Source organism: Aneurinibacillus sp. UBA3580, assembly GCF_002375825.1.
Lineage (GTDB): Bacteria > Bacillota > Bacilli > Aneurinibacillales > Aneurinibacillaceae > Aneurinibacillus > Aneurinibacillus danicus.
In genome coordinates this window covers 37,375-61,232 of the sequence record NZ_DFMZ01000090.1, presented here as the reverse complement: position 1 = coordinate 61,232, position 23,858 = coordinate 37,375, and the positions used below count along the sequence as shown (strand labels likewise).

The following is a 23,858-nucleotide window of genomic DNA, read 5'->3' as shown; positions in this document are numbered from 1 at the left end:
AAGAGCGTCCCGCAAAAAAACACGGCAACATTCCGTTGTAATAAATGGACGAAACAATACAAACAAAAACCGGGGAGGTTCCCCGGTTTTTTATATGGCTATCTCAACAGCTTGAATGCCGCATGGACGAACATTTTCACGCCTTTTTCCAGCGCATCCTCGTCAATTGTAAAACGAGGGTGATGGTGCGGATACGTAATGCCTTTCGCAGGATTACCTGCTCCTACGTAAAAGAATGTACCGGGTGCTTTCTGCTGGAAAGCGGAGAAGTCCTCACCACCCATATTGGGACGTAGCATCTCCAACGCTTCCTCGCCGAATACTTCAAGTACGGTCTCGCGAATTTTCTCCGTAACTTCTGCATCATTAATTACAGGGCGATAGCCGAACTCGTATTTGAATGTGTAAGTGGCGCCATGAGCGTCTGTAATCCCTTTTACTACCCGTTCCATTAGTGCGGGCACCGACTCACGCAGCGTGGCATCGAAACTGCGTACGGTTCCGCAAATTTCAACCGAGCCCGGAATGACATTGTGGGTCGTGCCTCCAATAAATTGGGTTACCGAGATAACGAGGTTATCGAGCGGATCGGTATTGCGCGAGACAATATGTTGCAGGTTGGTGACAACCTGTGCAGCGACGGCAATGCTGTCGATCGTCTGATGCGGAAGCGCCGCATGACCTCCCCTGCCCTGCACCGTGATCCAGAACGTATCCGGTGCCGCCATCATCGGGCCGAAAGTCACTCCGATTTTTCCGATTTCAAGCGGGGACCAGAGGTGGGTTCCGATGACATAGTCCACCCCTTCCATCACGCCCGCCTGCACCATTTCTTCAGCGCCGCCTGGAGCAATCTCTTCTGCATGCTGGAACAAAAAGCGAACCTCTCCCTGTAGCTGGTCTTTAAGAGCAGTAAGCACTTTGGCGCATCCGAGTAGCATGGCGGTATGGCCGTCGTGACCACAAGCATGCATGACACCGGGGTTTTTGGAAGCGAATTCAAAATCGTTTTCTTCTTGAATCGGAAGGGCATCCATATCGGCCCGAATCGCGAGTGTTTTGCCCGGCTGTTTGCCGACAAGACGGGCCATGACGCTGTTTTTTGTCGGGCGGGAAAGTTCGAGTCCGCCGAATGAAGACAGCGTATCGTATACGAATTGTGCGGTTTTTTCCTCGTAGAAAGACAATTCCGGATGTTCGTGAAGATAACGTCTCCAAAGGATTACTTCCTCGGCAATGTCGCGAATCAAAGCATCTGCCGTATGCGTTGTCATCATGGACTCCCCCTTGCTTTTTTAATGCATCGTTACGTTTATATAGCAGTTACGTCTTATGATGTATAGTGGTATTTATAGAGTAGCATAGATACCACGGAAGCATATAGAGTAAGCTTGCTGTGAATTGGCAGCCGTTGTTGAATTTTCCCCTGGATTGATAAACAATAGAAAAAGACGATATCACAAGAATAGGTGGGAATACATAGATGGTACAAGAGAACCGGATTGTCAGCGAATTCATGGAACTTGTGCAGGTGGATAGCGAGACGAAGCATGAGAGAGCCATCTGCGATACACTAAAAGAAAAGTTTTCCGCGTTGGGATTGGAAGTGGTGGAAGACGATGCGCATGAGAAAACGGAGCATGAAGCCGGTAATCTGGTAGCAACGCTTAAAGGTTCGGTGGATGGTTGTCCGACTATTTATTTTACATGTCATATGGATACGGTCGTTCCCGGGAAAGGAATTAAGCCGAGCATAAAGAACGGCTATATTGTTTCCGATGGTACGACGATTCTTGGAAGCGATGACAAAGCAGGTATTGCTGCGATGCTTGAGGCGGTACGTGTACTTAAAGAACGGGAAATTCCACACGGTACGATTCAATTCTTGATTACTGTCGGCGAAGAGTCGGGCCTTCAGGGGGCAAAAGTGTTCGATCCTGCATTGCTCCATGCCAAATATGGATTCGCATTGGACAGCAACGGCAAAGTCGGAGACATTATCGTAGCCGCTCCCTATCAAGCCAAAATTACTGCAACCATTCGTGGCCGTTCCGCCCACGCGGGAGTGAATCCAGAAGCCGGTATCAGCGCCATTCAAGTCGCCAGTAAAGCGGTCGCCCGCATGCCGCTCGGTCGCATTGACGCAGAAACGACCGCCAATATCGGCAGTTTCCAGGGAAGCGGTCCGACAAATATCGTTTGCGAACAGGTACAAATTACAGCGGAAGCGCGCAGTCTCGTCGAAGAGAAGCTAAACGCGCAGACAGAGAAAATGAAGCGTGCATTCGAGGAGGCGGCGCAGGAGTTCGGGGCGACAGCCGACGTAGACATCACGCTCGTCTATCCCGGCTTTAAATTTTCCGAAGAAGATGTAGTTGTCAAGAAAGCGATCGAAGGCGTAAAAGCGGTGGGACGCGAACCTCGTCTGCTTGCAAGCGGTGGCGGGAGCGACGCCAACATTTTGTCCGGCCATGGTATTCCGACGGCTAATCTTGCCATCGGTTATGAAGACATCCATACGACCGGCGAGAAAATTTCAGTCGAGGAGCTGGTAAAGAGCGCGGAGCTTGTCGTAGCCCTCTGCGAACAGGCAGCGAAATAGCTGAAAAAGATGGAGTCCCGAAGCGGGCTTCATCTTTTTTTGTCCTGCCTTTTCCCTCTTTTGCATATTCTTGTTGTAGAAAAGGAGGGAGCGAGATGATTGTATGGTCATACGGAACAGTGATGCGTATCATACGGGAGGAAGAGACGCTTCAAGAAGTGGAAGTACGAGTAGGAGAGAAAGATTTGTCCGCTGCTTTAAATTATCCGCAGTTGACCGGGCGTATCGAGCCGGGAGAGAAGGTTATCATGAATACGACTGCGGTTGAACTTGGACTCGGCAGCGGAGGAAAGCACTTTGTATCAGCTCGAATCGGGGCAGACGGACAGCCGATTATAGACGCGGAGGCGGCGCAATGCGGTCATATTATAAAACTGAGGTATACTCCATTTCAGCATGCTGTACAGACGGCGGAAGAAGGAAAGATCATAGCTGAGTCCCTTGATACGGCAGAAAAGGCGCTGAAGCAGACGCCGGTCATTATCGGCGAAACACACAGCATGCTGCCTGCTTTCGTTCTCTCCATCCGGTATTTATCACAACGGGAAGGAGAAGGAAAGATGCCGCGCATCTGCTATATTATGAGCGAGGGAGGCGCACTGCCACTGGCGCTTAGTGATCATATACGACACTTGCAATCGCTCGGACTTCTGGTGGGTACAATTACATATGGCCACACATTCGGGGGACAGACAGAATGCGTCAACCTTTATACAGCATTGTTGGCTGCACGTTTTGTATGGGAAGCGGATATGATTGTGATTATGCCTGGACCAGGTATTGTGGGAACAGGTACAGCGCTTGGCTTTAGTGGAATGGAACAAGTCGCAATAATCGAAACCGTGCACAAACTGGGAGGGATACCAATCCTGATTCCCAGAGTAAGCAGGGCCGATTCCAGAGAGCGTCACGCAGGCATAAGCCACCATACAGCTACCGTGCTGCGATTCGTCCGCAATACGCCGCTTTTATTGAATCTGGAGCAAAATCCTGAATTGATTGCGCAAATAGGAGAGCAGTCCAGACATCATACCCTTATTCTGCATGACCCGTTGAACAGGGAAGAATGGCAGGCAATTGAGGCTTCCTATCCGGGTTCGCTTACGACAATGGGGCGGACTGCCGAAGAAGATCCGGCATTCTTTGTCCATACGTATTATGCGGCCCGGCTGGCTCAGAGCCAGTACGAAAAGCGGGAAGCAGTACGGAAAATGGATTTGTTTGCCTGAATATGCTTCAATAGAGAGGAACACTATGTCGGAAAGGATGAACAGGAACTCTATGATTGAAAAAACAATCGCAAGCAAGTCGATATACGACGGGAAAATTATCAAAGTAAAAGTAGATGACGTAGAGTTGCCCAACGGTAAAACGGCGAAACGGGAAATCGTGACCCATCCGGGCGCGGTCGCGGTCATGGCGATTACAGAAGATGATCGAATGATTATGGTGCGGCAGTTCCGCAAGCCGCTGGAGCGGATGCTGGTAGAGATTCCGGCCGGAAAACTGGAGCCGGGTGAAGAGCCGGAAGTATGTGCAGGACGTGAACTTCAGGAAGAAACCGGTTATACATACACCTCCCTGCATCATCAGGCATCTTTCTATACGTCACCGGGCTTTGCCGATGAAATTGTGCATCTTTACCGGGCAGAAGGAGTGGTACCCGGTAAAGCGCGGCCGGATGAAGATGAGTTTGTGGAGCTTTTGCATGTGACAAAGGAAGAAGCGCGTGATCTGATTGCTAGTGGCGACATTCGCGATGCGAAAACGATTCTGGCTGTGTACGCGTGGGAACTAGAGGCGAAATGACGGCCTACATGAATGAATGTTTTGCCGATCTGCATATTCATATTGGGCGGACAATGTATAATCGTCCGGTAAAAATTACGGCATCCCGTACGCTTACTCTGACAAGCATCGTTGAAGAAGCGGTAAAGCGTAAAGGCATGCACATGGTCGGTATTATCGACTGCCATTCGCCCGAGGTGCAGGAAGAGATTGACGGACACCTGCAGACGGGACGGATGGAGGAACTTCCCGGTGGCGGCTACCGCTATGCCGCACCGGAAGGAGAAGTGACGCTCATTGCCGGCGTTGAAGTAGAGCTTAAGGTAGGGCACGGACTGGCGCACTTCCTTGTCTATCTGCCGGACCGGACCGCGTTTGCCTCCTTTCGCGATTGGTATCAGACAAAAGTTAAAAACATTCACCTCAGCACCCAGCGTATGTATACGGACATAGATACGCTTATTTCAAAGGCAGACAGGCTGGGCGGTATCGTGATACCCGCTCACGCGTTTACGCCTCATAAAAGTGTCTATGGCGCATGTGTGGATAGCTTGTCTTCCGTGATTGCGGTGGAGCGATTTGCGGGGCTTGAATTGGGACTAAGTTCGGATTCAAACTTGGCCGATGGCATCGCAGAGCTTGGTCCTCTTACCTTTGTCACGAATTCGGATGCTCATTCCACCGCCAAAATTGCGCGGGAATACCAGAATCTCTATGTAAAACGCGCTGATTTTACGGAACTGTGCTTAGCGCTAGGACGTAAGGAAGGTCGCCATATACGAGAGAATTACGGTTTACACCCGCAGTTAGGCAAGTATTATCGAACACGCTGTACCAATTGCGAGGAACTGGTGGCGCAGACGGATACATCTCGCTGCCCGCATTGTGGCAAAGAAGGGAAAAAAGTTATCACGCGCGGCGTATACGAACGATTCCAGGAAATTTCAACACAGTCGCCTGCTACGCATCCGGCACATCGCCCGCCGTACCGATACCATATTCCTCTTGAGTTCGTGCCGGGGCTTGGCGCGGGCCGGATGAAAAAATTGCTGGCTGAATTCGGGACCGAGATGAACATTTTACACCATACTTCGGTAGAGAAGCTCGCAGATGTGGTCGGTGCCGCCGTTGCAGAAGCGATTGACCGCAGCCGACGCGGCGATGTATCGTTTCTTGAAGGTGGAGCCGGCATCTACGGAAAGATTTCGCTCGAGTAATACGTCCCCCCTGTCCTACATATATATCGTGATAAGAGAAGGACAGGGGGGATTCCCATTGGTAAGGAGTAAACTTGGACAAACATTGCAGCAGAATGTACGGGAGAATTCGTCGCTCTACTTGTTTATCATTGTGCTGTTCATCATGGGAGTGGGGTTCGGCGCGGTTGTCGTCAACTCGCTTGGCCTGACGCAGAAGCAGGAACTGTTCATGTATGTCAGCCAGTTTTTTCACGAACTGAAAAACGACAATATTACCGACCCGCTGCGCAGCTTTCAAAGCTCGCTCGGTCATTATTTAAAATATGTAGGTTTCATGTGGATTCTTGGACTGTCCATTATCGGACTTCCGCTGATTCTTGTGATGGTATTTCTAAAAGGAGTTGTCGTCGGATTCACGGTCGGCTTTCTCGTCAACCAGCTGCAGTGGAAAGGTCTGTACTTTGCCGTGGTGTCCGTGCTTCCGCAAAATCTGCTGGTTATTCCTGCGGTTATCATCGTAGCAACTGCCGGCGTCTCATTCTCCTTGCATCTTGTGCAGTCCCGGTTTTTGAAGCGCGGTGGGGCACTATATCCGCGTTTTCTCGTTTACAGTGCGTTAATTTTAATCATGGGAGGCGTCATGACGGCGGCTGCGGCCTTTGAAGCATTTATTTCTCCCGCATTGATGAAGCATGCCAGCATGACACTTTTAAAATTTATAATAATTATTATTTAATAAGAATTATATTTGACTCCCTATTCCGGCTCCACTATAATGAGGATGTAGGAAGCTGCTCGGGGAGGTCTTTTTATGAGGGAAGAAAGAATTGATAAGATCAGACAGCAACTGCATGCGCACAGTTATAAGCTGACTCCGCAACGCGAAGCCACGTTGCGTGTTCTGTTGGAGAACGAAGAAGACCACTTATCCGCCGAAGATGTCTATTTGCTCGTCAAAGAGAAGGCTCCTGAGATCGGTCTGGCTACCGTATATCGTACGCTCGAATTAATGAGTGATTTGCATATTCTGCAGAAGATTAACTTTGGTGATGGGGTAGCTCGATACGAATTCCGCAGCGAAGACGCCGAGCATCACCATCATCACTTGATTTGCGTTATGTGCGGTGCGGTGGATGAGATTCACGAAGACCTTCTTGGAGAGGTAGAGCAGGCGGTAAGCGATAAATTTAAATTTCATATTCTCGATCATCGCTTATCTTTTCATGGCGTTTGTCACCGCTGCATTGATAAAGTGGATGCAAGTGAAATTGCCAACGTGAAAAGCAATATTCCAGGCTAAGAAGCAGGGGCTCATGAGAGAGCCGCTGCTTTTTATATTTTTTTTAAATCCCGTGGTAAAACATAAGAATAGTAAGAGAAAGGCCATGGTGGCTTTATTGTGTTTTGCCTGCTTTCTTATTGTTTTGCTTTTTTCGCTGTTTGCCCCTCATCCGGTACTGCCGTAGCCGGATCATACGGTTTGTCCGTCGGTCCCAGCCCAACATACTTGTCGTATGCGTCATAAATGGCGCGGGCGATGCGACCGGCCGATGGTCCGCCGTATCCGCCTTCCGGAACGACAACGGCTACCGCCAGCTTCGGATTTTCGAGCGGCGCAAACGAGATGAATACCCCATTGTTGATTTCTTTGTATTTATGCCAATTGACCCCTTTTTCAAAATCAAGGGAATCCGGCACATAAATATCCTGCTGAGATGTGCCTGTTTTTGCTGCTACACGGTACGGGAATCCGGCGAATACGCCTGCCGCCGTTCCGCCCTGCTGGGTAACCATGCCCATTCCCTCATGCACGATACGCCAGTAGCTGTCCGGTTCATGTAGCTGGCTTAACACTTCTGATTTAAAAGACTTAATAACTTTACCGTTATTATCCGTGATACGGTCAACCAATTGCGGCCGCATGCGCGTTCCTTTGTTGGCCAGCGTTGCCGCATATTGTGCAAGCTGCATTGTCGTGTATCGTCCCTGCTGGCCGAAAGAAGCCTGTACCATGGCTGCCAGCGGGCCATAGCGTTCATTCATAACCAGGAAGTCTTCGCCGCCTGCCGATTCGCCCGGAAGGTCCACTCCGGTTTTTACTCCAAGGCCGAACGCATGGTAGTACTTCTGGTATACGCTTACTGAATTCTTCTTGTATTTCTGGCTTAGCAGCTTTCCGATGTTTGCCATATACGTATTGGACGATTTTTGAATGGCCGTTTGCGGCGTCAGCATACCGTAGTTATGTCCGTTGTCATTGCGGACGACATCCCCGGCGCCGCCGTAACGGTATGCACCGGGATCGGGCCAGTAGAAGGGGGCTATTCCTTCCGACAGACCCATTAATACAGTCGCAGGCTTGACAACGGAACCGGCCGGAACAACGGATGCAGGATGTTTGTAGTTCTCCATCTCCGCATCTTTGCCGGTTTTTGGCCGCACGTCATGCGGTGCACTGCGGATGGTACCGTTTGTAAACGAATATTTATTTTGTTCGTACGTTTCTTTGTCAGGACCGGATGTCCAGATATTCGGGTCATATTCGGGATAGCTGACCATAGCTACAATCTTTCCGGTTTTCACTTCCATCGCTACGGCGTATGCATTTTTTGCATAGTAGGCGTTACGGCCGGTGGCGCGCAGCTTCGGCAGGAAGTTCTTAATAAAATCGCGTGTCTCAAGTTGTACCCGCTGGTCAATCGTCAAGTACAGGTTACTTCCCCGCTTAGGCGGCACTTCTTTAATTTGCTGAAGAATGGTTTGATCCGCCGCTACCTGATACATACGGTAGCCGTTTTCTCCGCGCAAATCTTCCTCATAACTCCGCTCGATGCCTTCGTAACCGACCATCTGGTTTGGCAGATAGATGTCTTTATTCTTTCGATAGTACTCGATTCCTTGATTATCTGCTACGTTAAACGGTCGTACATAACCGATGGCCTGCACCGCCACCTGTTTTTTGTCGTATTCCCGAATGGGCTTGGTTACGACGGATACGCCGTCAAGTTCATTACGGTGCTCTGCCAGGTAGGCGATTTCTTTCTGGGATAAATCGTACTTCAAGTCTTTTTCGAGAAATTTCAATGTCATGCGTGCCGTTTTTTCGACTTTGCCGTTTTTGTATTCGTAGCCGACATCCATTTTTTTCAGCAAATCTTCCTTGGTAGTGCCGGACAGAATTTTTTCCAGTTTGGTGACAAGGCTTATGTAGTAGTCTTTGTCCATATAGTCTTTTTCCTGAAAAACGGCAGTAAAAGAGCCGCGGCTATGCACAATAAGATTACCGTTTTTATCGTAGATATTACCGCGCAGGGCCGGGATCGGAACTTTCTTGTCAGATTTAGCGGTCGCTTTCTGCTCGTATTCTTCGCCATCTATAATCTGTACGTACGATAGGCGGAAAATAATGGCGGCGAACACGAGAAATACAAGTAAGAGCAGCAAATTTAGACGATTGAATACTTGCCTGGTTCGGCTGTTTTCTTTTTCTTCGTGAGTGTACATCGGTTGACCACACCTTGCCGTGAGTTTAATCCAAAAATAGATTGTATCATGTGAAACACAAATTGAAAATGAACAAAAGGTATAAAATTTTCATAGAAGGAATAGGCTTGAAGAGAGGCATACCGGAATTAAGAAAGGAGAAAAAATATGTTTATTCCATACAACCGTGTTATGGACGCTATCAGGCTGCTTGCCATTTTCATTTTTTGCACGTTTGTGTTTTATACGGTGATTACATATGTGAGCGATGCGATAAAACCGGCTGAGCCGTACAAAGAACCCCAGGGTAAAGCCATGAAAGTAATGAAGCATACATCCACATTCGAAGGTACGTACGAAGAAATGAAACAGCGCCTCTTTGATTTCTACTGGTATGGGGAATAATTTTTTGTCTATGAGCAGGAAACGAGAGAACATTGTGGAATAAAGTAATTAAAGAATAGGTATGGATAACATTTATAGAGAAGATTGGATGTTGAGGAGATTAAGAGATGAAAGAGTTAATTACCCAATTTATCCATTATTTAACAGTGGAAAGAGGGTTAGCGAAGAATACGCTGGAGTCGTACCAGCGGGACCTTCATGCATACTGCGCCTACTTAAGCCGTGAGGGTATTACGGATTTAAATGGGACAAGCCGCATGCAGATTATGGGTTATTTGCTTTATCTTCAGGAGCAAGGACGTGCGACGGCGACATTGTCCCGTAATTTGGCTTCTATTCGTGCGTTTTATCAATTTTTACTGCGAGAAAAATTTATTGATAAAGATCCGAGTGTAAATCTGGAATCTCCGAAAATTGAAAAAAAGCTGCCGCAGGTGTTGTCGGTAGTGGAAGTGGAAACACTATTGAACGGACCGGATACACGTCTTGCTTCGGGTATGCGCGACAAAGCGATGCTTGAACTTTTGTATGCGACAGGTATCCGTGTATCGGAACTTGTATCGCTTAATCTATCCGATGTGAATTTAAATATGGGCTTTATTAAATGTTTCGGTAAAGGATCGAAAGAGAGGATCATTCCGCTTGGACGCCTTGCGATTGAAGGCGTAAGCCGTTATCTGGAGCGCGGTCGGCCGATGCTCAAGAAGCGGGGGCAGGAAGAGGCGCTGTTTTTAAACCATCATGGCCGTCGCTTGTCCCGGCAGGGATTCTGGAAGATTATTAAGAAATACGCTCAGTTGGCCAATAGCCACAAAGAGATTACGCCGCATACGCTTCGTCACTCGTTTGCGACGCATCTGCTGGAGAATGGAGCTGATCTCCGTTCCGTGCAGGAAATGCTCGGGCATGCCGACATTTCGACCACTCAAATTTATACGCATGTTACACGCTCACGTCTGAAAGAGGTGTACGCCAAGGCCCATCCGCGGGCATAAAAAGAGGTACTTCGGGGTAATGTTTGAAGTGCCTTCCTTATTTTCAGTAAAAGATGTGAGGAAAGAAATTGGAGGTTAGAACAGATGAAGCGATTTAAGCGGATATTTCTAATCGTGTTAGATAGCGTTGGCATCGGCGAGCTGCCGGACGCGAAAGAGTATAATGACGAAGGGGCGCATACGCTCGGCCATATTGCTGAGAAGATGGGCGGTTTGAACGTACCGAATCTGGCCGGACTTGGACTTGGGCATATCGAGCGGCTCCAAGGTGTTTCCGCCGATGCGCCACCTATGGCCGCTTTCGGCAAAATGAGAGAGATTTCGCTTGGCAAAGATACGACGACCGGTCACTGGGAGATTATGGGGCTTCGTGTAGAGACGCCGTTCAAAACGTGGCCAAACGGATTCCCCGACAGTCTGCTGGGACCGTTCTCTGAGAAAATCGGGCGCGGTGTGTTGGGCAACAAGCCTGCCTCCGGCACGGAGATTATCGAAGAGCTCGGCGAAGAGCACATGAAGACGGGGGACGTAATCGTCTATACATCAGCGGACAGCGTATTCCAGGTCGCGGCGCATGAAGAAGTGGTACCGCTTGAGGAATTGTATAAAATTTGCCAGGTTGCGCGTGAGCTCACGCTTGAGGATGAGCACTCCGTCGTACGCGTTATCGCCCGTCCGTTTGTCGGCGAGCCTGGCCATTTTACCCGTACGGCTAACCGGCGTGACTTCTCGGTATCCCCTCCGGGCAAGACCGTAATGAATTTTCTGAAGGAAGCGGGTTTAGATTCCATTGCTATCGGTAAAATCTCGGATATTTATGCGGGACAAGGGGTAACCGAATCCATCAAGACGAAGTCGAATATGGATGGCGTGGACAAATTGCTGGGTACGATGAAAAAAGATTTCACAGGTCTTTCGTTTGTCAATCTGGTCGACTTTGACGCGCTGTATGGCCACCGCCGCAATCCAATCGGCTACGGCGAAGCGCTCGAAGAGTTCGATGCCCGTCTTCCGGAAATTCTCGATGCGTTGACAGAAGAGGATCTGTTAATCATTACGGCGGATCATGGTAACGATCCGGTACACCACGGTACGGATCACACCCGCGAATATGTGCCGCTGCTCGTATACCATAAGGGGCTTACAGGCGGAAAGGCGCTTGGTATACGCGAGACTTTTGCCGATATCGGCGCCACAATTGCGGATAATTTCGAAGTGACTCAACCGCGTTTCGGCACAAGCTTTTTGAAACAAATTACCGAGTAATAAAGTCTGCGGGAGGTAGATAGGATGTCGATAGCAGCACATATTGCAGAAGTCCAGGCTTATATCGCAAGCAAGACAGATGCAAAACCGGAAATTGGCTTGATTCTTGGATCCGGTCTGGGTGTACTGGCGGATGAAATTGAGAATCCGACCGTAATTCCGTACGGAGACATTCCGCATTTTCCGGTGTCTACCGTGGAAGGTCATAAAGGCCAATTGGTCATCGGTACGCTGGAGGACAAGCCTGTGGTGGCAATGCAAGGCCGCTTTCATTATTATGAAGGGCACGGGCTTGAGGCCGTTACGTTTCCCGTGCGTGTCATGAAAGCGATCGGCGTCGACAAAATCATTGTCACGAATGCAGCCGGCGGGGTGAATGAAAGCTATCGCCCCGGTGATTTAATGCTAATTAAAGACCATATTAATCTTACCGGCCAGAACCCGCTTATCGGGCCGAATGACCAGGAGATGGGTGTGCGTTTCCCGGATATGTCTACTGCCTACTGTCCGGATCTGCGTGCGATTGCGCGTAATGCGGCCGAGCAGAACGGTATTCAAGTACAGGAAGGCGTTTATGTGGGAATGCTGGGTCCAAGCTATGAAACCCCGGCAGAAATCCGCATGCTGCGCATTCTGGGTGGTGATGCGGTCGGAATGTCTACCGTGCCGGAAGTAATCGTGGCGCGTCATGCTGGTATCCGTGTGCTTGGCATCTCCTGCATTAGCAATATGGCGGCCGGTATCTTGCCGCAGCCGTTGTCACACGACGAGGTAATGGAGACAGCGGAGAAAGTGAAGCATACGTTCTTAACGCTAGTCAAAGCCGTGATTACGAAAATGTAGAAGTATTCAGAAAAAGCCTGAAACAACATGTTGTTTCAGGCTTTTTCTGTGAAAATCGTGAGAAAAGAAGGAGAGAATGTCATGGTGGTTCTGTATAAATAATACGAAAAACGTATATTTTTTTAAAATATACTGATAAAATCGCAGCATAGAAATTCCGAATAGCCATTCGTTTTAAGATGTAAGGAGGTCAATTGCTGTGAAGAAAAGTTTCTCAATCATGTTGAGCCTTGTTCTGCTGCTTATGTTAGCGCTTACAGGGTGTGGTGGCGGTAATGGAGAAAAAAAAGCGGCCGGCGGCAATACAGAAGGCAAAGTAATGCGGGTAAATAACTCATCCGAACCCGGCTCACTTCATCCGGCGAAATTGCAGGGGACACACGAATCATGGCCGCTTCGCCATCTATTTGTAGGTCTGACAATGAAAGAGCCGAAAGGGGATAACGGCGAATTCGAAGTTGTTGGTGCTATGGCGGAAAAATGGGATAGCAGCGAAGACAAAAAGACATATACGTTCCATCTTCGTAACGGACTGAAATGGTCTAACGGCGATCCGTTAACCGCAGAGGACTTTGAATTTGCATGGAAGTATGCATTGAACCCGAATACAGCTTCCGATTATGCTTATCAGCTTTATTACATTCAAGGTGCTGAAGAATACAATTCTTCCAAAGAAAAAGACCCGGCAAAATTAAAAGCCCTTGAAGATAAAGTAGCCGTAAAAGCAAAGGACGAGAAAACGCTGGAAGTCAGATTGGTAAATCCGACTCCGTACTTCCTTGAACTTGTGTCCTTCTATACGTATTATCCGGTAAATAAAAAAGTGCAAGAACAAAACAAAGATTGGGCTAACGATGCAAAAACATTCGTGTCTAACGGTCCGTTCAAGCTGACGGAATGGAAACATAAAGAAGGCCTGAAAATGGTCAAAAATGAGAACTATTTTCAAAAAGACCGCATCAAACTTGCCGGTATTGATTGGGCAATGGTAGAAGACGAAAACACGGCATGGCAAATGTACCGCTCGGGTCAGCTTGATCTGTCTTATCCGCTGCCGGGCGACGTAGTAGGTCAGTTGAAAGGCCAAAATGCTCCGGATTTCAAGATTGTTCCGGAATACGCAACATACTTCTATCGCTTTAATACTCAGAAGAAACCGTTTACTAATGTAAAAGTACGTAAAGCATTGGCAATGGCTATCGAGCGTAAGACCATTACGGAAAACATTACGCAGGGCGGACAAAAGCCGGCGTTTGCGCTTGTGGCCGAAGGTTCTGAGGATACAAACGGTAAAGATTTCCGTAAAGTTGGCGGCGATTACTTTAAAGAAGATATAGCGGAAGCGAAGAAACTGTTAGCTGAAGGCCTGAAAGAAGAAGGCATGGACAAAATGCCGAAATTCAACATCATGTATAACAACCTTGATCTTCATAAGCGCATCGCCGAAGCCATTCAAGAGATGTGGCGCAACAACCTCGGCATTGAAGTGGGACTTGAGAACGTAGAATTCCAGGTGAAAATCGATCGTGAACACAAACTTGATTATGACGTATCACGCGCAGGCTGGATTGCGGACTTTATTGATCCGATGACGTTTATGGACATGTTTACGAGTGTAAGCACGCAGAACGACACCGGCTGGAAGAGTAAATCGTACGATGCGGAAATAAACAAAGCGAAGCAATCAAGCGATGCGAAAGTTCGCATGGAAGCGATGCATAAAGCGGAAGACATCATCATGAAAGACATGCCGATTATGCCGATTTATTTCTATACGAAAGCCTACACGCTGAAAGAAAATATTACTGGCGTATTCACTCCGCCGGATGAATATCCGGAATTGAAGTACGCGGAAATCAAGTAATAGCGCATGAAATCAGGGGAATGCTTAAACTTAGGAGCGTTCCCCGTTTTTCAAGTAAAAATAGAATGGAGGGTATACGTTGTTACGATATACTTTACAGCGCTTGGGCTGGGCCCTCTTAACTTTGTGGGTCGTTGTGACTCTCACGTTTTTCCTGATGCATATGATTCCCGGTAATCCGTTTGCCAAGGAAGGCAAAATGCCGCCGGGGGTTTATGAGAACTTAATGAATTATTACCATTTGAATGAACCGCTGTATGTGCAGTACGGGCTGTATGTGAAATCTTTGCTTTCCCTTGATTTCGGTCCGTCTTTGAAATCGAGCACGATTACGGTGAATGATTATATTACAGAAGGGTTTCCGGTGTCCCTGCATCTTGGATTGCAGGCACTGGTTATCGGTGTAACGCTTGGTATTATTTTCGGTGTGATTGCCGCGCTTTACCATAACCGTTTTCCTGACCATGTATCTATGATTCTAGCGATTATCGGTATTTCTGTACCAAACTTTATTCTTGCAACCGTTCTGATTCACTATGTCTCCGTTGAATGGGGACTGCTGCCTGCGGCCACATGGGGCACGTGGAAGCATACAATTTTACCTTCGCTGGCGCTGGCCGCGATGCCGATGACGTTTATCGCACGCCTGCTGCGTTCGAGCATGCTTGAAGTGCTCGGACAGGATTATATTAAAACCGCCAAAGCCAAAGGATTGGCGCGCAATGTCGTTATTATCAAGCATACGCTGCGCAATGCGATTCTGCCGGTAGTTACCGTTCTTGGGATTATTACTGCAAATCTTGTTACTGGAAGTTTTGTTATCGAACATATCTTTGGGATTCCGGGAATGGGTGAAATGTTTGTTAAGGGCATTTTCAACCGTGATTATCCAGTCATCCTGGGTTCCACCATTTTCTACAGCGCGATTCTGATCTTCTTAATCTTCCTGGTAGACGTCATGTATACCTGGATCGATCCGCGCATCAAAGTTACAGGGGGGAGTAAGTAATGCAGCCTGAAACACGCTTAACCGCCGATATGTTCCGTCCTGTAACGGATAACTTTAAAGATGCGGAAAAAATTGAGCGCCCCAGCATCTCCTACCGGGCGGATGTATGGCGCCGTTTAAAACTGAATAAATTGGCGATGGCCGGTCTTTTTATCATCATCGTGCTTGTCATTATGGCGATTATCGGGCCGATGATTAGCGGCTATACCTACTATAAGCAGGATTTCACGGCCAGGAACCTGCGGCCGAGCGCGGAGCACTGGTTCGGTACGGATTCTTCTGGCCGGGATATTTTCACCCGTATCTGGTATGGGGCACGCATCTCCCTGTTCATCGGGGTTATGGCGGCATTTATTGATTTTGTGATTGGGGTTATCTATGGTGGTATCTCCGGTCTGAAAGGTGGCCGTGTCGACAATATCATGATGCGTATCGCTGAAGTGTTATATAGTGTGCCATACTTGCTGATGGTCATTCTTCTGATGGTCATCATCGGTCCCGGTCTGTGGACAATTATCATGGCAATGACGCTAACTGGCTGGATTCCGATGGCGCGTCTGGTGCGCGGACAGGTTCTACAACTGAAGGAGCAGGAATACGTTCAGGCGTCGATCGCGCTGGGCGCTGATGCAAAATGGATTCTCATGAAGCACATCCTTCCAAATACGATGGGACTGATTCTTGTAAACGTAACGCTGACCGTTCCGACGGCGATTTTCGCAGAAGCGACGCTAAGCTTCTTAGGTCTCGGGATTCCGGCGCCGCGCGCAAGCTGGGGAACGATGGCCAACGATGCGCTGGTAAGCTTGCTAATCGGAAACGCGTACCAGCTATTCATTCCGGGCTTCTTCATTTCACTCACAATGTTCGCTTTCAACGTATTGGGAGATGGCATGCGTGATGCACTCGACCCGAGAATGCGCAAATAACCTGAAAAGTAAAGGGTGAAAAACCTATGGAAAATATACTCGAAGTACGTGATTTGCATATCTCGTTTCATACTTATGCAGGCGAAGTGAAAGCTGTACGGGGCGTTAACTTTGAAGTGAAAAAAGGCGAGACGATAGGTATTGTAGGTGAGTCAGGATGCGGTAAAAGCGTAACTGCTCAATCCATTATGAAACTATTGCCGCAGCCGCCGGCGCAATACAAGCAGGGAAGCATTATGTTCAACGGCCAGGATTTGCTTAAGAAAAAAGAAAAAGACATGCAAAAAATTCGCGGCAATGAAATCGGAATGATTTTCCAGGATCCGATGACGTCGCTAAACCCGACAATGAAAATCGGGGTGCAAATTACAGAAAGTTTGATGAAGCATCAAGGCATGTTTGCGGGAGAGGCACACAAGCAGGCGATTGAACTGTTGAAGATGGTAGGTATTCCACAGCCGGATAAGCGGGTGAACCAGTACCCGCATGAATTTTCCGGCGGAATGCGGCAGCGCGCCATGATCGCAATTGCGCTTGCCTGCCGTCCGAAACTCCTGATTGCCGATGAGCCGACAACGGCGCTTGATGTAACGATTCAGGCACAAATTCTGGAGTTGATGAAAGAACTGCAGGATAAGACCGGTACATCCATTATTCTTATCACGCACGATCTCGGCGTTGTGGCTGACATGTGCGATCGTGTCGTCGTCATGTACGCAGGTGAAGTAGTAGAAACCGGTACGGTGGATCAGATTTTTTACAAGCCGCAGCATCCGTACACGAAAGGACTGCTGAAGTCTGTGCCGCGTCTTGATATGAATAAAAACGAGCCGCTTGAACCGATTATCGGCACGCCGCCGGATCTGCTTTATCCGCCGATCGGCTGTCCGTTCTTTGCCCGTTGTGAATATGCAATGGAAGTGTGCCGGAACCATAAGCCGGCCCTTGAAGAAATGGGCGAAAACCATCAGGCGGCCTGCTGGCTACACCACCCGTTGGCAGGCACCCGGAGGGAGGAATTCGCACAATGAAATCGACCGTAACGGAAATTCCGGTGCAAAATGGACAAACAAAGGACGTGCTGCTTGAAGTACGCAACCTGAAAAAATACTTTAACGCAGGCGGCGGTACGGTAAAAGCCGTCAGCGATGTAACATTTAATATTAAACAAGGCGAAACGCTTGGTGTAGTGGGAGAGTCCGGCTGCGGCAAATCCACAATGGGCCGTACCATTCTTCGGCTGTATGACGCGACCGAGGGGCAGGTACTGTTCGAAGGAAAGGATGTACACAAAGCGAGCCCGCGCGAGTTGAAAAAGCTGCGCCGCGATATGCAGATGATTTTCCAGGACCCGTATGCATCGCTCAATCCCCGGATGACGATTGGGGATATTATCGGCGAAGCGCTTGATTTGCACAAGCTGGCAAGCGGTGTGAAGCGCAAGGAGCGCATTCAGGAATTGCTCGGCCTGGTCGGATTGAAGCCGGACCATATCAACCGTTTTCCCCATGAATTTTCCGGCGGCCAGCGTCAGCGGATCGGCATTGCCCGTGCGCTTGCGGTAGGGCCAAAGTTCATTGTCTGTGACGAGCCGATTTCAGCGCTCGACGTATCGATCCAGGCACAGGTAGTGAACCTGCTGAGCGATTTGCAGGACAAAATGGGGCTGACGTATTTGTTTATTGCCCACGATTTGTCCATGGTTAAACACATGAGTGATCGCGTGGCCGTAATGTATCTCGGCAAGATTGCCGAGTTGGCTGTGAGCGAGCACCTGTATTCGAGTCCGCTGCATCCATACACACAGGCGCTTCTGTCTGCAATTCCGATTCCGGACCCGGAAGTGGAGCGCCGTCGTCAGCGTATCGTACTCAAAGGTGACGTGCCGAGTCCGATGAATCCGCCGAGCGGCTGTCATTTCCGGACCCGTTGTCTGTTTGCAATGGAGTCTTGCGCAAAAATTGAGCCGGTATGGCAGGAAGTCAAGCCGGATCATTTTGTCGCTTGCCATCTCTATAATGAAAAGATGATGGGGGCGGATGTTAGAAAGGTGTAAGCATAGAAAACCACCATGGTATCTCAGCCGCAACCCCGATATGAAAATCATGAGAAGAGCAGCTGACTTTTGTGATACGAAGGAAAAGAGAGAAGAGAATGAGGGGGTGATTTCAATGGGGAAAAAGGCGAACGCCTTTTTCTCCCCTGGATCTCATTTCCTCTTTCCCTCTTTTTCTCTTATTTTACTTCTACGGTCCATCCGAACGGGTCATCGATTTCTCCGTTCTGAACCCCGGTAATTGTATCGTAAAGTTTCATGGATAATGCTCCTGCTTTTCCTTCATTAATGGTCATTTCTGTATCCTTCCAGATTAGTCCGCCAATAGGGGAAATTACGGCTGCTGTACCTGTGCCGAAAGCTTCTTCCAGTGTTCCCGCGGCGTGGGCCTGATACACCTCTTCCATGGAAATCTTTCTTTCCGTAACCGGAATGCCCCAATTTTTCAGAAGCTGAATGACGGAATCCCTTGTAACACCGGCCAGAATACTGCCGTTTAGCGCAGGTGTTACCACCTCGCCATTGATTTTGAAGAAAACGTTCATACTTCCCACTTCTTCTACGTACGCTTTCTCCACGCCATCCAGCCATAGTACTTGTGCACATCCCTGTCTTTGTGCTTCTTCCTGCGCTTTGAAGCTTGCTGCGTAATTCCCTGAAGTTTTCGTATGACCCGTTCCTCCGTTGACGGCACGAACATATTTGCTTTCTACATAGATTTTTACCGGGTTAATGCCTTCCGGGTAGTAAGCGCCGACCGGGCAGAGGATGACCATGAACATATATGTGCGGGAAGGGTGAACACCCAGATACGGTTCCGTGCCGATGATGAACGGTCGAATATACAGAGACGTTCCCGGCTCCTTGGGAACCCAATCTTTTTCAATGGTAACCAGTTTTTTAATCGCTTCTACCAGAAACGCTTCGTCAACAGGCGGAATGCTCAGCCTTTCATTGGACAGGTTGATTCGTTTCATGTTTTTTTCCGGTCTGAATAAAAGGACTCTGTCATCCTTCGTACGGTATGCTTTCATGCCCTCAAATACCGCTTGTCCATAATGAAAGACAACGGCCGCGGGATCAAGGGTAATGGGCGCGTACGGAACGATTCTTGGCTGATGCCATCCGTTTTCAGGTGTGTAATCCATCATAAACATGTGATCTGTAAAATAAGTTCCGAATGTGAGTTGGTTGGGATCTTTTTTTGGCTTTTTGTTTTTTGCCAGTGTAATTTCGATAGGATCGTTCATAGTCTTTTGTGCTTCCCCCTCGTTCTTTCGTTTTAAACTTTATAATTAAACTTTACACAAATAGAAGAATAAAGTAAATATTTCGTCTATTTTGTGAAAGCAAAGTTTTTGCTTTATGGTGTGTCGGGTCCGGGAACCGGGTTTATTTTTAGTGTCAGGTATATAATTCCAGGTCTTGTGGCGACACTAGGTAGTATTCTATTTCACTTACTATTTCGCCTCCGTTCGTCGTATAGCGAATGAAATGGCAAAGAGCGAAAAGTGAATGATGGAGGGGACCAGTGAATGAAGAAGCTGTCTACTGTATTGTTATGTCTATTTCTAATGATATCGCAGTTCGGCGGATTGGCGTTCGCCCAGGAGAAAGGGAAACCGGCTGAAGATCAGAAGCAAGGAAACCAGAAGCAAGGAGACGCAGAGCTGGCGCCGAATGCCGTATCGGCTGTACTTATCGATCGGGATACAGGTGCCATTCTCTATGAGAAAAACGGACACAAGCCGCTGCCGCCTGCCAGCATCACCAAGGTGATGACGATGCTTCTTATCATGGAAGCGATCGATCGCGGCGAGCTGAAGCTGACAGATAAAGTACGAACAAGCGAATATGCTGCTTCCATGGGAGGTTCGCAGATTTTTCTTGAGCCGGGTGAAGAAATGACGGCCGACGATATGCTGAAAGGCATCGCGCTTGCATCCGGTAATGACGCGTCCGTTGCTATGGCAGAGCATCTGGCCGGAACGGAGAAAGCGTTCGTTGAGAAAATGAACGCGCGGGCCAAACAGTTGGGCATGGATGATACGACATTCATGAATTCCAATGGATTGCCGGTATCCGGTCACGTATCTTCCGCCCATGATATCGCATTAATGTCCCGCGAGCTGCTTAAGCATGAAAAGATTACGAAATATACGGGATTATACCAGGATTATCTCCGCAAGGATTCCAGGAAGCCGTTCTGGCTGGTCAATACAAACCGGCTTGTTCGTTTTTATCCGGGAGCGGACGGACTGAAAACCGGGTATACGTCCGAGGCGAAATACTGTCTTACCGCAACCGCCAAGCGTGGAAATATGCGCGTCATTGCTGTTGTGATGGGAGCGCCGGATTCCAAAATCCGCAATCAGGAGATCGCTTCCATGATGGATTACGCATTTAATCAGTACGATAGCCAGCCGCTCTACAAAGAGAATCAGGTTATTAAAACGGTACCGGTCGAAAAAGGCAAGCAGGAAACCGTCGACATTGTCGTACCATACCGCTTCAGTATGCTGGTGAAAAAAGGCGAAAAAGCTGACAGTTACCAGAAGGTCATTAATCTCAAAGCCGAATTGCAGGCACCGATTACAAAAGGCGTCAAAATCGGTGAAGTGTTGATTAAAAAGGACGGTAAAACGGTCAGCACCGTCGACCTGGTCGCTGCAAACAGCGTCGATGAAGCAAGCTGGTGGGAGCTGTTCAAGCGCGCAACGCGCAAAATGTTTGGCGGATGAGCATAGCGAAAAATCGGGAAAAAGGAGAACGATGCCATATTTCCCCGGTTTTTTTCTAGTTTTGTCGAGGGGCAGGAATCATGGTCGGCTTTGTAGAATCTCCTGATATCACTAAGCGAAGGAGTGGCCTGCGTGAGTTTGCGAATCGATATGGAAACAGTAAACGATGTGCTGATTGTCAGGCTGGAAGGAGAACTGGATCATCATACGGCGGATATGCTGCGCACGAAAATGGACAGACAGTTGAATGAGGAGCCGGTACAGCACGTTTTATTGAGTTTGGCAAATCTTCATTTTATGGATAGCTCAGGTCTGGGTGTAATTCTGGGACGGTATAAGCAGGTTGCGGCACGCGGCGGCGAGATGGTCGTCTGCTCGATTAACTCGGTCATCTATCGCCTGTTCGAGCTGTCCGGCCTGTTCAAGATTCTAAAAATCAAGGAGTCTGAACAGGAAGCGCTCCTTGTGCTGGGGGTGGCGTAATGCAAAAGAGGACCGAAAATAACTTCATGCGTCTGGAGTTTGCCGCCCGCAGCGAGAATGAAGGCTTCGCCCGCATTGCGGTCGCTTCGTTCCTATCCAGGCTTGACATCACGCTTGAAGAGATGGAGGAGATTAAAACCGTTGTCTCTGAAGCGGTTACGAACGCCATCATTCACGGCTATGAAGGAGATGAGACCGGCACGGTAATGATTGAGACGACCTACACTCCGGTCCGCATCGAGATTATCGTAGAAGATTACGGTATCGGCATCGCCAATCTCGAAGAAGCCAGACAGCCTCTCTTTACAACAAAGCCGGAGCTTGAGCGTTCCGGTATGGGTTTTACGATTATGGAGAATTTTATGGACAAAATGGAAGTAGAAACCGAGATCGGCCGGGGTACACGAATCCGGCTGGTGAAAAAGCTGGCCAAGAATGAAGCGTTATGTAATTAGGAGACATGCCGATGGAGACCAATGTAAGGAATGCCAACCATGTTTATCTATCCGATAAAGAGGTAAAACAATTGCTTGCGCAAAGTCAGGCGGGAGATACGACAGCACGAGATACATTGGTAAACAGCAACATTCGTCTGGTATGGTCGGTTGTGCAGCGCTTTTTGAACCGGGGATACGAGGCGGACGATTTGTTTCAAATCGGCTGCATCGGCCTTCTTAAAGCCATTGATAAATTTGATTTGACTTTTGATGTAAAATTCTCGACATACGCGGTACCGATGATCATCGGAGAAATCCAGCGCTTTTTGCGTGACGACGGTACGGTAAAAGTGAGCCGGTCACTTAAGGAAATCGCCCACAAGGTTCGGCGCGTTAAAGATGAACTGTCCAAAGAACTGGGCCGGCTGCCTACAGTGAAAGAGGTAGCGGAAGCGCTGGAGATTACGCCTGAAGAAGTCATCTACGCCCAGGAAGCGAACCGCGCTCCGTCGTCCATCCATGAGACCGTTTTTGAAAACGACGGTGATCCGATTACGCTTATGGATCAGATTGCGGATAAAGAGGAGGACAAATGGTTCGACAAAATCGCGCTCAAAGAAGCGATTGGCAAGCTGACGGAACGTGAGCAGCTCATCGTCTATTTACGGTATTACAAAGATCAAACCCAATCCGAAGTCGCCGAACGTCTCGGCATCTCCCAGGTTCAGGTATCGCGCCTTGAAAAGAAAATCCTAAAGCTTATGAAAGAGCAGATCGAAAAATAACTTTCGATCTGCTCTTTCTTTCTCCTGTGAAATTTTAGAGGTGAAAGACGTGGGGACAATGTCTGCTTTGCATACCTTCCTCGTCCTCTACAAATAATACGGACTGTAAGGAGGGATGGCGTATGGCTGGCCCAACTCACGCGTATGTAAAGCTAAAAGGAAAAATTCAACTGCCTCCGGGCGAGACGGTGCGCATCCGGCATGTGGCAGAGATGGTCACGAACAGCCCTTCCGAAGCAGCCATTCGGGATACTGTATTGCATACCCTTTGCAAAGAAGACGGAAAACGCTATGTCGTTGATATTATTCAAGTAATCGACGCTCTGCAGCGTACTCAACCCGAGCTATTGGTCCACAATATCGGACCGGAAAATATGATAATTGAAGTGCTGGTGCCTCAGAGAAACATCAATATTGTATTGGTCGTTTTCGTCTGGATTGTGCTCTTCATCGGATCCGGACTCGCCATTATGAATTTCCATACGGACGTCAGCATGCTTGAAGTGCACCAGCGAATATATGAACTGGTCACAGGACAGAAAAATATGCATCCATTCATCATTCAGATTCCATACTCGTTTGGCGTCGGTGCAGGCATGATTTTGTTCTTTAACCATCTGTTCCGCAAACGGTTTAATGACGAGCCCAGCCCATTAGAGCTTGAGATGTTTCTTTACCAGCAAAATGTAGACGAATACGTGCTTATGAATGAGGCTCCCGGAGCGAAGAAAAAATGATAACCCAACTATTTCTCGCTCTTGTGGGCTTAAGCGGCGGATTTATCGTGGGTGGAGGTATTGTTGCACTTATTACAGTGCTCGATTTAATTCCCCGGTTTGTTCAGATTACGAAGACGGATAAGTATCTGCTTCATTATCAATGGGCGGTCATTCTTGGTGCGTTTTTTTCTACCGTATTCGATTTTTTTTCTCCCGGGCTTAACCTTTCGCCTGTCCTGCTTGGCATTCCTGGC

Annotated in this window: 24 protein-coding genes; 21 read left to right on the top strand and 3 right to left on the bottom strand. The window is 48.4% G+C overall.

The genetic code is table 11. The annotated features are described in order from the left end of the window. Positions 1–98 precede the first annotated feature (98 nt). Entirely contained in the window at positions 99–1,277 is a 1,179-nt protein-coding gene (locus B2899_RS13290; RefSeq protein ID WP_371863533.1) for a M20 family metallopeptidase, read from the bottom strand. Positions 1,278–1,483: 206 nt separating this feature from the next. Between B2899_RS13290 and B2899_RS13285 the strand changes: the two genes are divergently transcribed. The 6 genes from B2899_RS13285 to B2899_RS13260 all read left to right on the top strand — a co-directional run bounded on the left by B2899_RS13285 (position 1,484) and on the right by B2899_RS13260 (position 6,889). Beyond that, the gene (locus B2899_RS13285; protein ID WP_286886437.1) at positions 1,484–2,602 is read left to right on the top strand and encodes a M20/M25/M40 family metallo-hydrolase; all 1,119 of its coding nucleotides are present in this window, start codon (positions 1,484–1,486) and stop codon (positions 2,600–2,602) included. Between the two features lie 95 nt (positions 2,603–2,697). Beyond that, the gene (locus B2899_RS13280) at positions 2,698–3,831 is read left to right on the top strand and encodes a DUF3866 family protein (RefSeq protein ID WP_286886435.1); all 1,134 of its coding nucleotides are present in this window, start codon (positions 2,698–2,700) and stop codon (positions 3,829–3,831) included. A gap of 52 nt (positions 3,832–3,883) precedes the next feature. Then, complete coding sequence (locus tag B2899_RS13275) at positions 3,884–4,411, top strand: NUDIX hydrolase (protein WP_286886433.1); 528 nt, start codon at positions 3,884–3,886, stop codon at positions 4,409–4,411. Between the two features lie 8 nt (positions 4,412–4,419). Further along, positions 4,420–5,607, top strand: coding sequence for an endonuclease Q family protein (locus B2899_RS13270; RefSeq protein ID WP_286886431.1), 1,188 nt, complete (start codon positions 4,420–4,422; stop codon positions 5,605–5,607). Between the two features lie 58 nt (positions 5,608–5,665). Beyond that, a complete protein-coding gene (gene spoIIM / locus B2899_RS13265) occupies positions 5,666–6,325 on the top strand; it encodes a stage II sporulation protein M (RefSeq protein WP_246147219.1) in 660 nt (219 codons plus the stop codon). Between the two features lie 75 nt (positions 6,326–6,400). Then, a complete protein-coding gene (locus B2899_RS13260) occupies positions 6,401–6,889 on the top strand; it encodes a Fur family transcriptional regulator (protein ID WP_146808745.1) in 489 nt (162 codons plus the stop codon). Between the two features lie 116 nt (positions 6,890–7,005). Here the strand turns inward: B2899_RS13260 and B2899_RS13255 are convergent, their stop codons facing one another. Further along, complete coding sequence (locus B2899_RS13255; RefSeq protein WP_146808747.1) at positions 7,006–9,093, bottom strand: peptidoglycan D,D-transpeptidase FtsI family protein; 2,088 nt, start codon at positions 9,091–9,093, stop codon at positions 7,006–7,008. Between the two features lie 147 nt (positions 9,094–9,240). Here B2899_RS13255 and B2899_RS13250 point away from each other — a divergent pair, with 147 nt between their 5' ends. The 9 genes from B2899_RS13250 (at position 9,241) to B2899_RS13210 (ending at position 18,439) form a co-directional block, all read left to right on the top strand. After that, entirely contained in the window at positions 9,241–9,477 is a 237-nt protein-coding gene (locus B2899_RS13250; protein ID WP_146808748.1) for a DUF4227 family protein, read from the top strand. A gap of 107 nt (positions 9,478–9,584) precedes the next feature. Further along, positions 9,585–10,472 carry a site-specific tyrosine recombinase XerD gene (gene xerD / locus B2899_RS13245; protein ID WP_146808750.1) on the top strand — a complete coding sequence of 296 codons (888 nt, stop codon included), beginning with the start codon at positions 9,585–9,587 and terminating at the stop codon, positions 10,470–10,472. An 84-nt stretch (positions 10,473–10,556) separates the two neighbouring features. Beyond that, positions 10,557–11,738 carry a phosphopentomutase gene (gene deoB, locus B2899_RS13240; protein WP_146808751.1) on the top strand — a complete coding sequence of 394 codons (1,182 nt, stop codon included), beginning with the start codon at positions 10,557–10,559 and terminating at the stop codon, positions 11,736–11,738. Between the two features lie 24 nt (positions 11,739–11,762). Further along, entirely contained in the window at positions 11,763–12,581 is an 819-nt protein-coding gene (locus tag B2899_RS13235) for a purine-nucleoside phosphorylase (protein ID WP_146808753.1), read from the top strand. A 199-nt stretch (positions 12,582–12,780) separates the two neighbouring features. Next, positions 12,781–14,445 carry a peptide ABC transporter substrate-binding protein gene (locus B2899_RS13230; RefSeq protein ID WP_286886424.1) on the top strand — a complete coding sequence of 555 codons (1,665 nt, stop codon included), beginning with the start codon at positions 12,781–12,783 and terminating at the stop codon, positions 14,443–14,445. A gap of 79 nt (positions 14,446–14,524) precedes the next feature. After that, positions 14,525–15,454, top strand: coding sequence for an ABC transporter permease (locus B2899_RS13225; protein WP_146808755.1), 930 nt, complete (start codon positions 14,525–14,527; stop codon positions 15,452–15,454). After that, positions 15,454–16,383 carry an ABC transporter permease gene (locus B2899_RS13220; RefSeq protein ID WP_146808756.1) on the top strand — a complete coding sequence of 310 codons (930 nt, stop codon included), beginning with the start codon at positions 15,454–15,456 and terminating at the stop codon, positions 16,381–16,383. The genes B2899_RS13225 and B2899_RS13220 overlap by 1 nt, the downstream gene beginning before the upstream one ends. A 26-nt stretch (positions 16,384–16,409) precedes the next feature. Next, entirely contained in the window at positions 16,410–17,414 is a 1,005-nt protein-coding gene (locus B2899_RS13215) for an ABC transporter ATP-binding protein (protein WP_146808757.1), read from the top strand. Beyond that, entirely contained in the window at positions 17,411–18,439 is a 1,029-nt protein-coding gene (locus B2899_RS13210) for an ABC transporter ATP-binding protein (RefSeq protein ID WP_146808758.1), read from the top strand. Before B2899_RS13215 ends, B2899_RS13210 begins: the two co-directional genes overlap by 4 nt. 179 nt (positions 18,440–18,618) lie before the next feature. On the opposite strand, the gene B2899_RS13205 is transcribed toward B2899_RS13210, so the two are convergent. Further along, positions 18,619–19,689, bottom strand: a complete 1,071-nt coding sequence (locus B2899_RS13205; protein WP_286886416.1) for a branched-chain amino acid aminotransferase — start codon at positions 19,687–19,689, stop codon at positions 18,619–18,621. A gap of 285 nt (positions 19,690–19,974) precedes the next feature. On the opposite strand from B2899_RS13205, the gene B2899_RS13200 reads away from it, so the two are divergent. The 6 genes from B2899_RS13200 to B2899_RS13175 all read left to right on the top strand — a co-directional run. Further along, on the top strand, positions 19,975–21,180 hold the full coding sequence (locus tag B2899_RS13200) for a D-alanyl-D-alanine carboxypeptidase family protein (RefSeq protein ID WP_146808762.1): 1,206 nt from the start codon (positions 19,975–19,977) through the stop codon (positions 21,178–21,180). A 132-nt stretch (positions 21,181–21,312) separates the two neighbouring features. Continuing rightward, entirely contained in the window at positions 21,313–21,663 is a 351-nt protein-coding gene (gene spoIIAA / locus B2899_RS13195) for an anti-sigma F factor antagonist (protein ID WP_286886414.1), read from the top strand. Then, positions 21,663–22,118 (top strand): anti-sigma F factor, encoded by a 456-nt coding sequence (gene spoIIAB, locus B2899_RS13190; RefSeq protein WP_371863534.1) that lies wholly within the window; start codon positions 21,663–21,665, stop codon positions 22,116–22,118. Before spoIIAA ends, spoIIAB begins: the two co-directional genes overlap by 1 nt. Positions 22,119–22,129: 11 nt before the next feature. Continuing rightward, positions 22,130–22,885, top strand: coding sequence for an RNA polymerase sporulation sigma factor SigF (gene sigF, locus B2899_RS13185; RefSeq protein WP_146808766.1), 756 nt, complete (start codon positions 22,130–22,132; stop codon positions 22,883–22,885). A 122-nt stretch (positions 22,886–23,007) separates the two neighbouring features. Beyond that, a complete protein-coding gene (locus B2899_RS13180) occupies positions 23,008–23,622 on the top strand; it encodes a stage V sporulation protein AA (RefSeq protein WP_146808768.1) in 615 nt (204 codons plus the stop codon). Then, positions 23,619–23,858: stage V sporulation protein AB (locus B2899_RS13175; RefSeq protein WP_286886411.1), on the top strand; the 240-nt coding region annotated here is incomplete at its 3' end. The genes B2899_RS13180 and B2899_RS13175, both read left to right, overlap by 4 nt.